This is a genomic window from Pseudomonas sp. Pseusp88 (assembly GCF_047303955.1).
Lineage (GTDB): Bacteria > Pseudomonadota > Gammaproteobacteria > Pseudomonadales > Pseudomonadaceae > Aquipseudomonas.
This window is the reverse complement of the sequence record NZ_JBGLYM010000004.1, coordinates 1-13,241: the sequence shown is the minus strand read 5'-3', so window position 1 is coordinate 13,241 and position 13,241 is coordinate 1. Positions and strand designations below refer to the sequence as shown.

The window sequence follows — 13,241 nt, the reverse complement described above, 5'->3', positions numbered from 1 at the left end:
GTTTTCCTGGTCCTAGTCTAACGCAACACTTGAACCTCACCCGCTCCCGAGGTTTTTATGCCTGCACGTCATGTCGTTGAATTATCGCCCTCGGGCAAAACCTTCGAAGCTGCCGACGAGCTGCTGCTCGACGCCATGCTTGCCAGCGGCCTGGCCGTGCCGTTTTCCTGCCGTCGCGGCGCCTGCGGGTCGTGCAAGGTCAAGGTGGTGTCCGGTCAGTACCGCGACAAGCTGCTGGCCGCAGACGCACCTGCCCCCTGCTATCCCCTGGCGGCGGACGAGATGCTGCTCTGCCAGAGCCACGCCTGCAGCGATATGCGCCTGGAAATCCCCGGTTGGTCGCTGGATACACCAACCCTTGAAGTCAGCGCCGAGGTGGTCAGCCAACGGCCATTGAGCAGCGATATTATCGAGCTGGTCCTGCGCACGCCGCAGCCTCTCGACGTCCGTGCCGGACAGTACCTGCGCTTTCGTCTCGACAATGGCGACAGTCGCTGCTTCTCCGTGAGCAACCTGCCCGCACTGGACCACGGGCAACTGGTCTTTCATATTCGTCAGGTAAAGGGCGGGTTGTTTTCCGAGCGCATCCTGCCAGCCCTGCAAGTGGGCGATGCGCTACAGCTCGAAGGGCCGCTGGGCGCCTGCACCTGGCAACACGATGACCAACGCCCCGTCGTGCTGTTCGCCACCGGCACCGGTTACGCCGGGGTCAAACCGATGCTGCTGACGGCCCTGGCGCGCCATGCCGAGGTCACCTTGTACTGGGGCGGATCAACGACGACGGATTTTTACGACCGCGAGTTTCTCGATCAGACCAGCCGCGAACATCCAGGCTTTCGCTGGCACCCCGTGTTGTCGGCAGAAGGCCGCGTGCAACAGGTCGCAATGGCACAGGCGCACAACTGGGCTGATGCGCAGGTCTATGCCTGCGGTAATGGCGCGATGATCAGCCAGGTTCGTGAACACTGCCTGGCGGCGGGTGTGCAGGTGCATCGTTTTGTCGCTGAAGCCTTCGTTGCCAGCGGTGCACTGGCGCCGGTTGCGCTGCTCGCGGGATTGGACCCGGTTCTGGAAAAAGTCGGCCCGCGCTATTCACTGGACGGCATGCTCGCGGCCCGCGAGCAGTCGGTACGCGCTCTGGCCGCCATCGCCAGCCAGCTGAAAGTCGGCATGACCACGGCCCAAGCCCTGGAAATGGCCCATGAACAATTGCAGGCCATGGGCGCCTCCCATACCTGGCACCCCACCTATATCCGCTTCGGCGATGACACCGTGCGCACGCCGCGCCAGGGCATCGACCCCGAACGCAGACTGCGCGCAACCGACATCGCCGTGGTCGACCTCGGCCCGGTGTGGGACGGCTACGAAGGTGACTACGGCGACACCTTCGTGTTCGGCGGGCACCCGCTGCATCAGGCCTGTGTGATTGCGCTGCATGAAGTGTTCAACGAGACCCGCGATGCCTGGCACCGCGGTCTTACCGGGCGTGAGCTGTATGACTTCGCCGAACGCAGCGCCATCGCCAAAGGCTGGCGACTGGAGCGCAACCTGGCCGGCCACCGCATCGCCGACTTCCCCCACGCCTTGTTCGGGCAGGACAAACTGGCGGAACTGGAGATCGTGCCGAGCGAGATGGTCTGGGTGCTGGAGATTCAGCTGTGTCATCCCACGGAGGCGGTGGGCGGGTTTTTTGAGGATATTCTGATTGGTGGGAACGGCTCATAGCGTATGTGGGACCGGCTTCAGCCGGAAAGGCTATGTCATAGACATCAGAAATGTATCGATCATACCTGCGCCTTCCCGGCTAAAGCCGATCCCACAAAACCCTCCGGGCGGTTATGCCTTGATGGTTTTCGCGCGCGCTTCCAGCTCGACGATGGACTGATCAACCAGCGTTCTGGCCATATCGATCATGTAGACCACGGCCAAGGCCAGGCTGCGTTTCGAGCCGTTGAGGTGATCGCCCGCCTCGTACGCAACCGCAGAGGCGCAGCGCAGAATGTCGGAGATGCGGATCAGGTTTTCTTCGAGGGTGTGGGGTGGATCGGGGACGAGCTTGATCATTAGATTCTCCTACTTACTCGGGAGCCATCTTTTGCCGCTTCTCAATTCGGCAAAGGGTGGCAGCTATGTGCAGGTTGAGAAAGCCGGTTAGTAGGCACCCGGCAAAGACCGAAGTCTCCTGCACACAGCTGCCATAACGCATTCACCGATACGACGTAGCGGTGAGGGATAGGGCAGCTAATGTGCCTACTAAAAACGGCTTCTCAATTCCGTTCACTGATTCGTCAGTGACGGCGCGCAGATTAGTGACCGAATTTGGCAGGCACAAGCGGCTGGGATTGTTAAGGAAATTTCACTCAAGAGAAAGAGAGCGATCCTTCGGAATCGTCACTTTTCTTGTAAGACTGGTCCTGCAAACACGCCAGAAGCCATGAAGCAAACCGTTATGGCAGCAAGTTCTGTGGACGCGAACTCTGTGGGAGCGAATTGTGGGAGCGAATTCATCCGCGAAGAGGCCGGTACATCCGCCCCCTCTTTAGTGACAGGAACACCGCTTTCGCGAATGAATTCGCACAGTAGCGCGTGCATATCGCCGGCTCTGTGGGAGCGGATTCATCCGCGAAGAGGCCGGTACATCCGACGCCTGTTTAGTGACAGGAACACCACTTTCGCGAATGAATTCGCACAGTAGCGCGTGCATATCGTCGGCTCTGTGGGAGCGGATTCATCCGCGAAGAGGCCGGTACATCCGCTCCCTCTTTAGTGTCAGAAACACCGCTTTCGCGAATGAATTCGCTCCCACAGAGATCACTTCCACACATGCGCGCTCACCAAATAAGGTGTTGGTTATGTGATCACGACTTCACATTCTGAACCGCCAACGCATCCGCCGCACTGCGCTCCATCCCTTCAGCAAACTTGCCCATCAGGCGTACCAGGTCTTCGAACTCACCCGGCTCCCAGGTGGCGAAAATCTCCCGCGCCCGGCGCGCCCGCGCTTCATCAACGGCATCGGTCATGGTCTTGCCCTTGGGCAGGATCACCGCTTCGCGCACACGTCGGTCTTTCTCGCTGGCCTGGCGGGCGATCAGGCCCAGACTTTCCAGTTTGGCGACCTGGCGGCTGACCGTGGTGTAGTCGCGGCCGATGCGGTCGGCCATGTCCACCACGCCTATCGGCCCCAGGCGTTCGATGCCGACCAACAGCGGGAACAGCGCCCGGTCCAGGGCGATTCCGGCATCGCGGACCATCGCCTCATCGTTCTGCGGTCGGTTCATGACGCTGACGATACTGATCAGGGCGTTATGCAACGCCCTGAGCTGTGCGGAATTATGTGTATCTTGCACTCTTTTCTCCATTGGCATAGGATCTCGGCCAGTTGCGTGCATATTACACATATTGGAGTGAGTCATGACAGATAGCCCGGCGGTGGATGTACTGATTTGTGGCGCAGGTGCGGCAGGCCTGACCCTGGCCATCGAACTGGCCCGCCGGGGAATATCCCTGCGCCTGATCGAAAAAATGCCCGCGCCCTTCCCCGGCTCCCGGGGCAAAGGCATTCAGCCGCGCACGCAAGAGATCTTCGAAGACCTTGGCGTTCTCGACCGGCTGTTGGCCACCGGCGGCTTGTATCCGCCGCTGCGCCAGTACCTCGCCGACGGCACTCATACCGAGTCGAGCGTCATCGACAGCGAACCGCCAACCCCTGCCGAGCCTTATCACCATGCTCTGCTGGTGCCGCAGTTCCTTACCGAGCAGGTCCTGCGCGAGCGTCTGTTGGAATTGGGCCAGCGCCCCGTCTTCGGCTGCGAGCTGGTCGGTGTTGTCCAGGACGCGCAAGGTGTGACGGCAACGCTGTCCACCGCACAAGGCGAAGAGACGATTCGCGCTCGCTATCTGATTGGCGCTGACGGCGGCCGCAGCTTTGTCCGACACGCTCTGGAGATCGGCTTTCCCGGCAAGACTCTGGGCGCGCGAGCTCTGGTTGCCGATGTACGGCTGACCGGGCTGAAACGGGACGCCTGGCATCAGTTCAACCAGGGGTCGATGGCCCATCAACTGGCGATCTGTCCGCTGGCGGGGACCGAGCTGTTCCAGATTCAGGCGCCGGTAGCGCTGGAAGGCGATGTCGATCTTTCGCCGAAAGGCCTGACGGTTCTGGTCGCCGCCCGCAGTGGCCGGCCAAACATTGAGGTGCAGTCGGTCAGTTGGGCATCGGCCTACAGCATGAGCGCGCGACTGGCGGATCGTTATCGCGTTGATCGTATCTTGCTGATCGGCGATGCCGCCCATGTCCATCCGCCCACCGGTGGCCAGGGGCTCAATACCAGTGTGCAGGACGCCTATAACCTTGGCTGGAAACTGGCGGCAGTGATCGCGGGTGCGCCTGATGCCTTGCTCGACAGCTACGAAGAAGAGCGTCGCCCCATCGCCGCCACGATGCTGGAACTGGCTTCACGCCTGCTCGATGGCGCCAAACGTGGGGAGATGCGTCGGGGTCGCGAAGTACGTCAACTGGATCTTGGTTATCGTGAGTCGTCCCTTGCCCTGCACCATCAACGGAGCGAAGGCCTGCTTGCCGGCGATCGTGCACCGGATGCCCCTTTGCGCGGTGCGGCGGGTCAGCCGACACGTCTGTTCGAGTTATTGCGCGGCACGCACTGGACGCTGTTGGGCTACGAAACCGAACGTCATCTGATCAGCCCACGGCCGGGGCTGCACATCCATATGGTTGGCGCGCGGGGTGATCTTCTCGATGAGCAAAACCATTTCCACCACGCCTACGCGGCGACGGTTGGCGACTGGATACTGATACGTCCCGACGGTTACGTCGCCGCCATCGTTGACGGCAATGATCTCGACGCCCTGGAAGGCTTTTTACAACGACAAGGTCTGACCGCTTAAGCCAGGCCTGCGCTGTTGGTAATCCTGAAACCACTGTATCGCCCTGGAAATATCACCGAGGGTGTAGAGATGCAGGTGCAGTTCGCCCAGATCGTTCGAGGCCATGCGTTGCAACAGCGTGGTCAGGAAACGTTCAGGCCCTTCCGTGCCCAGCAGCGAGGTGACTTGCCAGCCGTAGCGTTGTAACAGTTGCGCGGAGGTGCCGACGCGGCATTGCCGGGCGAAGTTGAGCAGCCCGGTCATATTGCTCGGGCCAGGAATGCCAACGCGGATAGGCACATGGATCCCGGCGCGGCGCACTTGCTCGACCCAACGGATCACCGCATCGGTGTCGAACGACAGCTGCGTGGTGATTTCGACCTTGAAACCCTTCGCCGTGAGGGCATCGACCTTGCGCCGCAGGTAGTCCCACAGCACCTCGTCGGTGATGCGCGGATGGCCTTCCGGGTAGCCGGGGATGCCCACCGTTTCGATATCCAGGCCATCAAGAAAGCGGCCATTGATCACATCCATGGAATCGGTGAACGGGCCTTGCGGGCCGGCCGGGTCACCACCGACCAGAAACACTCCGCGTATCTGCCCGACTTCCACGGCCTGGGTCAGGTAGGAACGCAGCAATTCAGGGGCGGTGATCCGTCGTGCGGAAATGATCGGCCGGGGCCTTGCGCCAGCCAGGTGCAAGGCGTGGACAGCGGCGAGCCGCTCGGCATATGACTCACTACTAATGAAAGCAATATTGACCGGTATGTCCGTGGGCAGCAGGGCTTTGGCCTGAAGCAAACGCGATACGTCTTTTGCGGTGGTTTCCAGAGAGAACCCCTGGAACAGCGGTGAACGAAGGTTGCTCATGATAATGGCGTGGGCCTTGGGAAGAGTGCTGCCGGGACAACCTCCGTTATCACCTCTTGATAGCGGGATTGGAAGCGCCGCAGCGCTCCCGATCCGGGTTTTTTATCGAGTTGTGACCTGCACCTGCGTCAGCGCGCCCAACTGCTCCGGTTTGCCCTCGACCACCACCAGATAGCGACGCTGATCGGCAGTGTCGTTCTGCACAATCTGGCGGATCGGCCCGATGGTATTGACGATGGCCGAGCCGGCCGGATTGGTCATGAAGGCCGCCAAAGGTTCAAGCGTGCCGCCGCCATCTGCCTGAGTCGACAGCGCCAGGGTATAAGGCTGCTTTGGATTGAGGCCCGTCACCGCCGCCTGCAACACCTGGGTCAGGCCCTGGCTGAACAGCGTGACACTGGTCGGCGCCTTGTCGGTGGCTTTGCCCGCTGCCTGCAGTGTCAGATGCACCGCCTGCCCGGCGACGCCCAGAGGTTTGAGATTGTCGGTGCCCGGACCTTTGCTCACGGCATTGGGCACGTAGGCAATGGCCTGGGGCGCCTGGCCAATAGGCACGTTACCGATGACCGTGTTACTCAAGGTGTCGATCACTGCCAGCGCGTCGGCATTTTCCAGGCCGACGTAGACCCGCGTGCCATCGCCCGACGGCCACACACCGTGAGGCAGGTTACCTACAGGGATAGTGGCCACTTTCTCGAAGGTATCCGTGCGATAGACCTGCACCTCATTGAGCCCGCCCACAGTGATATAGGCGAATGAACCATGGGCATTAGTGACCAGATTGACGTGGTTGGCGATGGGCCCGATGTCCAGGGTCTTGATCAGCTTGAACGGTGGTGTGGCTTCGAATACCTGGGCCTTGCCGACGTCCTTGAGCGTAAACCAGACCTGCCTGCCATCGGCAGATGCGGCGATGTTCGGGCAGAACGGACTGGCCTGCTCGACGTGGCCGACGATCTTGTGACTGGCCACGGCCACCACCACGGTTTCCGGGTTGAACGAGGAACACACGTAACCGTATTTGCCGTCCGGGGAGAAAATCTGCATGCCTGGGCCGGCCGGGGTCTTGATCCGGGTTTTCTCGGTGTAAGTGTGGGCATCGAGGACCGACACATAGTCTTCGCCACGTACCGTTACCCAGACCTCCTTGCCATCCGGAGTGAAGAACGCCTCATGGGGCGCCCGGCCGACGTAGGTCTTGTGCTTCACGGTGTTGGTCTCGGTATCGATGAACGACACCGAGTTGGTGCCGATGGACACCACCGCCAGGGTCTTGTGGTCCGGTGAGAAGCCCAGGCCATGAACCAGTACCTCGCCCCGGTACAGCGGGCTGAGGTTGCCCGGCTGCGGATCGCCGAGGCTGATCACGCCCAGCAGCTTGTTATCCACAGGGTCGGTGACCGACAGGGTGTTGGAAAACTGCTCGGAGGCATACACCCGGTCCTGATGGCTGACCGGAATGTCCTTGGCCGAGGCCTTGCCGGGGATCTGCCCGGCCATGGCCGCGAGCGGTCCGCTGAACAGCGCGCAGGCGAGCAGCGCCAGGGGGAAGTTTGGCATTTTCATGGTTATGTCCTTCGGGTCAGGGTTTGACGGGAGCTATCTGAGTGGGGGATGCCACCGAGGGCGGCAGTGGATCGCCCAGGGCCTGGCGCATCGCGGCGATTTCCTGTTGCTGCTCGACGATGATTTCCTGGGCCATGCGTTTGAGCTGGTCGTTGTGACCGTACTTGAGCATGGTCACGGCCATATCGATGGCGCCCTGATGGTGGGCGCTCATGCTGGTGACGAAGTCGCGGTCGATATCGCCGCTGGGCTGGCCGGCCATGCCAGCCATCATCCTGTCCATGGCTGCATCGTTCTCGGCGAGAAACGGCGCTTCGGCGCTGACCGCGTCCGGCGCCGTGCCGTGGTCATGGCCTTCGTGGGCCATGGCACTGGTCATGCCGGTGAGCAGCAACAGGGCGAAAGCGCAGAGCAGGCTGTGCCGCGAGGGGATGCGTTTTAGGGTCAGCACTGACGTTTCCTCCGTAAGAAAGGGTTCGTCAGTGGGACGCGGGGCCTGGGCGTCTATTCCATGGGTGGTGAAATTTTTTACAACGGTCTACGAAATGCCTGACGGGCTTGTTCGATATAACGCGTCACCGCCGGAGCTTTTTCGAAGCGTCGATGGATCAGCGACAGCCACGACGAGCCACTGCTGCCCTTGATCGGCCGGTACAGCACATCGGGCAGGCTCAGATGGCCAACCACCGACTCCGGCACCACCGCCACGCCCTGGCCCAGGGATACCAAGGCAATCACCGCCAGCAGGCCGCCGGGCTGTGGGCCCAGGATCGGTGCGTAACCGCCATCGGCGGCGACCTGCAAGGTGCCGTTGATTTGCTCGGGCAGAATAAAGGTCTCGTTCTGCAGATGCTCGACGCCGATCTCCGGCAAGCGACGCAGCCAGGATTGCGACGATAAGGCCAGAACAAATCCTTCAGCACTGAGGCGAACGGCTTCCACACCTTCGGGCAGAGTCATCGGTGAACGGACATAACCAATATCAAAACGGCCTTCGGCAATCAGGGTCGGCAGGCCCGACATGGGGCTTTCGTGCAGGCTCAGGGTGACGTCCGGATGCTCGCGGCTGAAGCTCTGCACCTGCTTTTGCAGTACGCCCGAATAGACCGCCGACGCCACGTAGCCCAGTTCGATACGCCCGCTATCGCCACGCCCGGCGCGCTGGGCGCTGCGTTGTGCCAACTCGAACTGGCGCACCGTCGCCTCGGCCTCCCGTACCAGTGCCGCGCCCGCTTCAGTCAGGCTGACTTCCCGCTGCTGGCGCACGAACAGGCGCGCGCCCAGGGCCTGCTCCATGTCCTGAATCTGTCGGCTCAGGGTCGGCGTGGCAATGCCCAATTGCTCAGCAGCACGGGTGAAGTTGCGTTGCCGGGCGACTTCGAGGAAGTAGCGGAAATGACGTATTTCCATAATTGCGTTAGCTCAAAGGTAACGAAGTGATAAAGGCGACCTAACAACGCCGCGCAGACAGCGGGATAAGCTGGCCACAGATTAAACCCGGAGAGCCCCGCCATGCGCGTCAAATCCGTTTTACTGCCAATCCTCTTGAGTTGCACCCTGCAAACTGCCTTTGCGGCACAGCCTGAACCTAATGTTAGCCACAAGGCAATACTGGATCTGGCCAGCGCCCAGCAACTGTTCACGGCCGCACAACGCACCGCCGAAGCCGGGCATTGGCCTTGCGCGATAGCCATTGTCGACGACGGCGGCTGGCCGATTCTCACCGCGCGCATGGACGGCGCCCCGGTAGTGGCCGGGATCGAACTGGCTCAGGGCAAGGCACGCACCTCGGCGCTGTTCAAACGCCCCTCGGGGGATCTGGAAAATGCCATCAATGGCGGGCGCCAGGCGGCCATTACCGCCGGGCTGCTGATGATGAAGGGCGCACAGCCGATCATCGTCGAAGGTCGGGTGATCGGTGCCATCGGCATCAGCGCCGACACCCCGGTCCATGACGACGAAATCGCCCTGGCCGCCATTGCCGCACTGCGACCACGGGTGCAGCCATGACCCCGCGGCAGACCCTGCTCACCGCGTCGGGGGTGTGCTCATTGATCGTACTCGATACCAATATCGTCGCCGTGACCCTGCCGACCATCGCCCGGGATCTGGGGGCCAATTTCGCCGACATCGAGTGGGTGGTCAGCGCCTACATGCTCGCCTTCGCCGCCCTGCTGCTCCCCGCAGGCAGCCTGGCCGACCGTTTCGGCCGCAAGAAAACCCTGCTCTGTGGCCTGACTATTTTCATCCTCGCTTCCCTCGGTTGCGGCGCCGCGCCCAGTGCGCTGTTCCTGGATATAGCCCGGGCGTGCAAGGGCGTCGGCGCGGCGCTGCTGCTCACGTCAGCCCTGGCCACCATCGGCCACACCTTTCATGACGAAGTGGAACGGGCCAAGGCCTGGGCCTTCTGGGGCGCCTGCATGGGCGTGGCAATGACCGCAGCACCCACCATCGGCGGATTGATTACCCAGTACATTGGCTGGCGCTGGATCTTCTACCTCAACCTGCCAGTGGGCCTGTTTTTGATGCTGATGGTGGCGCGCTGCGTGCCTGAGTCACGGGACACCCTGGCCGCACGCCTGGACCCATGGGGCAGCCTGGCCTTCAGCGGTAGTCTGCTGTGCCTGATCTGGGGCCTGATCGAAGCCAATCGCATCGGCTGGAACAGCCCGCTGACCTACGCGCGCCTGATCGGTGGCATCGCATTGCTGGCGCTGTTCGTGCTGATCGAACGCGCTCAGCAGCGGCCCATGGTCGACCTGGCCCTGCTACGCCATCCGCGTTTTATCGGCGCCCTGCTCGGCATGTTCAGCTACGCCGGTTGTGCCCAGGTGATGATGACCTTGCTGCCGTTCTACCTGCAAAACGGCCTGGGATTCTCTGCCATTGCCTCGGGCCTGGGCATGCTGCCGTTTGCCGCGACCATGCTGATTTTCCCGCGCATCGGCGCACGTCTGGCCGGGCGCTATACCCCGGCGACGCTGATGGCGGTCGGCTTGATACTGGTGGGCACGGGTAACCTGCTCACCGCCTGGGCCGCCCATCTCGGCGGCTACCTGAACTTCGCCCTGGCCATCGCCATCACCGGTGCCGGAGCCGGGCTGCTCAATGGCGACACGCAGAAAAACATCATGGCCTGTGTTCCTCGCGACCGCACCGGCATGGCTTCGGGCATGAGCACCACCATGCGCTTCAGCGCCATCGTGCTTGCCATTGGTGTATTCGGCGCGCTGCTGGCCAGTCATAGCGAGCAACTGTTGCAGGCCAGCCTGAGCAGTGAGGCACCGCAATGGCTGGATCAGGCCCGCGGTATTACGGCCCGAGTCGTCGCCGGGGATATGCCTGCGGCCATGGGTTTGCTGCCGGAAAGTGCGCGAGAACAGATCGAACCATTCGCGCGGCAGGCGTTTGTGGGGGGATTCGTTGTGTTGTTGTGGGTGGCGGGGTTATTGGCGCTGCTGGGGGCGGTGGTAGTAGGAAGCTTGATGCGCAGGCCGATGCCGCGGATCAAGTAGGAGCGAACTTGTTCGCGAGACGTCCAAGGCATCCGCCTCACCAACAATTTGGCTCCTGGCGAGGGCACAGATCCTCGGGTTCGAGGCCGTCCATAGAGGCTAGCCACAAAATCGGACGCTTCAAGAATTATCTCTCATCACTTAGAGATTTGCCCTACAGAGCCATAAGTTCTTTTGGTTTACCGTTCGCAATCTTGCGCTGATCGCGGCAAAACAAGATTTCGAAGGTTGGAACTCGTATGGCTTAGGCGGCATGCATCCTGTTTCCGAGTGCTGAACTTATCCCATTCCGTATCTCTATCCTCGCCACGGCCTGCGTCTCCAGCAGATGGACGAGGCTTGTGTGGACATTGAATTAAACAAGGAGGTGTCATGAGACCACCCGCGACAGAAGCCCGGTTGAATCAGGCCCGGCGCAATCAGCAGTTCAGCAACGCCCCCATGGGCAGCGGCCAGTGCGGGCTGATGGCCCAGGAAGTGGCGGTGTTCCCGGTGCGCTATGCCCTGGACGAGTCCCCGCAAACCAGGGACCGCCCGCAAGGCCCGAACCCGCTGCCCAAAGGCTGGTCGGCTCAACTGCCCGAACTGCAGAGCCGAAGCTACACCCTGCGCCAATTGCGCGACGGCTGGCTCTACGTGTGGAACAGCGTCGATCAGACCTTCCATGAGTACCAGGTAGAAGGCGAATACTTCACCCGTCACAAGTGGACCGATGCCCAGCTGTACCAGGATGTACGGCATAACCCCGGCGAAACCCACCCGTACCTGCTTTACCCCCGGCGCAGCCAGCTGCGTATCGCCTATTCGCCGGTGCAATGGACCTGGCATCTGTGCGAATTGATGCGCACCAGCGCCAGCGAACAGCACCAGTGGATGCGCGCGGTGGATCTGCCGGGGTACTGCACCACCGGCACCGTCAGTCACGGCGCGCCGATCACCGAACTGGGCAACAGCGTGGCGGATATCCTGGTCTATGGCGCCCAGGCCCCGACCTTCAGCAGCACGCTTTTGCCCACCCAGGCCGGCGAAGCCGATACGCCGTTCAAGCCCGCGTTTGAAGAGGCGCTGGTACGGGGACGGGTCCCGGAGCAGGACACCGCGCTGTTCGTGGCCCTGGATGATCCACTGGCGATGGTCGACGACCTGAGCATGAACCTCGCCGGCCGTCTCATGGAGCAAAGCCAGTTTGAAATGCTGCATCAGGAGCGTCTGCAAAGTGCATCCGCCGTGCTTGACCTGTGCGGCTTCGATGTCGACGCCTTTATGCCGGCCTCGCTGAAAGATCCATTCCAGCGCCGGGCCTACACCGATGACCTGTACACCCTGCTCAATACCCATGATGACATCGCGCGAAGCCAGGAAATGGTGCCGGGCGATCAGGCGGGCATGGTCGATCTGGCCGCGGCGTCGGCGCTGAGCAATGCCGAAGCACCGTTCAAGGCCCGCTGGGGTCACCTGCCCGACAGAAGCAAATGGCAAAAAGCCCTCGAACAATGGAACGCCAAACGCCTCTGGCGCGAAGACGTACACTTTGCCGACGTACAACAGTACCTGAGCCAGACCACCGCCCAGGCGCAGCGCCTGCAAGAGCATTGCCAGCGCAGCGAACATGACCTGCTTATCTGGCTCGACCAACTCAGCCCCAGCGCCGAAGCGATCTACCACGACACCTGCCAGGAGGGTCAGGCCAGCCAGTTGCTGGAAACCGCGCACGCCCTTTACACCCTGTTGGGCAACGGCGAAAACGGTCAGCAGTGGCTGTGCAGGCAGGCCACGCAACCCGACACGCTGTTTGGCCTGGCGCTGTTCAACTTCAACGCGGAAATCGCCCGCCTGATCAAGCAGGTGACGCACAACTTCAGCACCTACGGTACCCTGGACGACCAGGGCCGCCAGGGCGATGGCAGCGCGCCCACCCTGACGCCGGGGGGGAGCGATGTCACCAGCCTCGGCACCCGCGTCAATGAAATCAAAGGGGTCCTGGACCTGGAATCCGTGCAGCACAGCAAGCTCTACCGCAACATGAGCATCACCGCCAAACACGCCATGGCCACCCTGATCAAAGTCGCCAACGATCAGGCCCGAGACGCCTGGCACGGGTTGAGCGCCCTGCTGCTACCGGGCATGAAACCCGAGAACGCATTGACCCTGGCGGCGCCTCAAGTGTTGTTCTCCATCGAAATCTCCCTGGCCACTCAACTGCTGTTCGACCCGTACTGGGAGCAGAGTTACCAGAAATGGCTGGCCAACATCGCCACCGTCAATAAACAAATAGTCGCCGCCAAAGGCATCCTTAGCCGCCCCGGCAATGCCTACGACCAACGCTCCGCCCGCCTTGCCCTGCAAGGCCATGAAGATGAGCTGAAAAGACTGTCGCTCATGCGCCCCATGCGCATCATCGGC

General features: G+C 61.7%; 11 protein-coding genes. 5 read left to right on the top strand and 6 right to left on the bottom strand.

Going from position 1 to position 13,241, the window contains the following annotated elements; genetic code table 11:
- Positions 1–57 precede the first annotated feature (57 nt).
- Positions 58–1,725, top strand: coding sequence for a M24 family metallopeptidase (locus ACCD02_RS06650; protein WP_413299653.1), 1,668 nt, complete (start codon positions 58–60; stop codon positions 1,723–1,725).
- Between the two features lie 111 nt (positions 1,726–1,836).
- Here the strand turns inward: ACCD02_RS06650 and ACCD02_RS06645 are convergent, their stop codons facing one another.
- Positions 1,837–2,064: a DUF6124 family protein gene (locus ACCD02_RS06645; protein ID WP_413299651.1), complete on the bottom strand. Its 228-nt coding sequence runs from the start codon at positions 2,062–2,064 to the stop codon at positions 1,837–1,839.
- A gap of 794 nt (positions 2,065–2,858) precedes the next feature.
- Complete coding sequence (locus ACCD02_RS06640; RefSeq protein ID WP_413299649.1) at positions 2,859–3,350, bottom strand: MarR family winged helix-turn-helix transcriptional regulator; 492 nt, start codon at positions 3,348–3,350, stop codon at positions 2,859–2,861.
- 64 nt (positions 3,351–3,414) lie between these two features.
- On the opposite strand from ACCD02_RS06640, the gene ACCD02_RS06635 reads away from it, so the two are divergent.
- Positions 3,415–4,908: an FAD-dependent oxidoreductase gene (locus ACCD02_RS06635; RefSeq protein ID WP_413299647.1), complete on the top strand. Its 1,494-nt coding sequence runs from the start codon at positions 3,415–3,417 to the stop codon at positions 4,906–4,908.
- On the opposite strand, the gene ACCD02_RS06630 is transcribed toward ACCD02_RS06635, so the two are convergent.
- The 4 genes from ACCD02_RS06630 to ACCD02_RS06615 form a co-directional block, all read right to left on the bottom strand.
- Positions 4,882–5,757 carry a methylenetetrahydrofolate reductase gene (locus tag ACCD02_RS06630; RefSeq protein ID WP_413299645.1) on the bottom strand — a complete coding sequence of 292 codons (876 nt, stop codon included), beginning with the start codon at positions 5,755–5,757 and terminating at the stop codon, positions 4,882–4,884. The two genes, ACCD02_RS06635 and ACCD02_RS06630, sit on opposite strands and share 27 nt — an antisense overlap.
- Positions 5,758–5,859: 102 nt before the next feature.
- A complete protein-coding gene (locus ACCD02_RS06625; protein WP_413299643.1) occupies positions 5,860–7,323 on the bottom strand; it encodes a YncE family protein in 1,464 nt (487 codons plus the stop codon).
- 16 nt (positions 7,324–7,339) lie between these two features.
- Positions 7,340–7,774 carry a DUF305 domain-containing protein gene (locus ACCD02_RS06620; RefSeq protein ID WP_413299641.1) on the bottom strand — a complete coding sequence of 145 codons (435 nt, stop codon included), beginning with the start codon at positions 7,772–7,774 and terminating at the stop codon, positions 7,340–7,342.
- 77 nt (positions 7,775–7,851) lie between these two features.
- Positions 7,852–8,733, bottom strand: coding sequence for a LysR family transcriptional regulator (locus ACCD02_RS06615; RefSeq protein ID WP_413299639.1), 882 nt, complete (start codon positions 8,731–8,733; stop codon positions 7,852–7,854).
- Between the two features lie 102 nt (positions 8,734–8,835).
- Between ACCD02_RS06615 and ACCD02_RS06610 the strand changes: the two genes are divergently transcribed.
- From ACCD02_RS06610 to ACCD02_RS06600, 3 genes are all read left to right on the top strand, one after another.
- A complete protein-coding gene (locus ACCD02_RS06610) occupies positions 8,836–9,333 on the top strand; it encodes a GlcG/HbpS family heme-binding protein (RefSeq protein ID WP_413299637.1) in 498 nt (165 codons plus the stop codon).
- Positions 9,330–10,838 carry an MFS transporter gene (locus ACCD02_RS06605; protein ID WP_413299635.1) on the top strand — a complete coding sequence of 503 codons (1,509 nt, stop codon included), beginning with the start codon at positions 9,330–9,332 and terminating at the stop codon, positions 10,836–10,838. The genes ACCD02_RS06610 and ACCD02_RS06605 overlap by 4 nt, the downstream gene beginning before the upstream one ends.
- Before the next feature lie 372 nt (positions 10,839–11,210).
- Positions 11,211–13,241, top strand: a 2,031-nt coding sequence (locus ACCD02_RS06600) for a toxin VasX (protein WP_413299633.1), incomplete at its 3' end; no start/stop codon positions are given.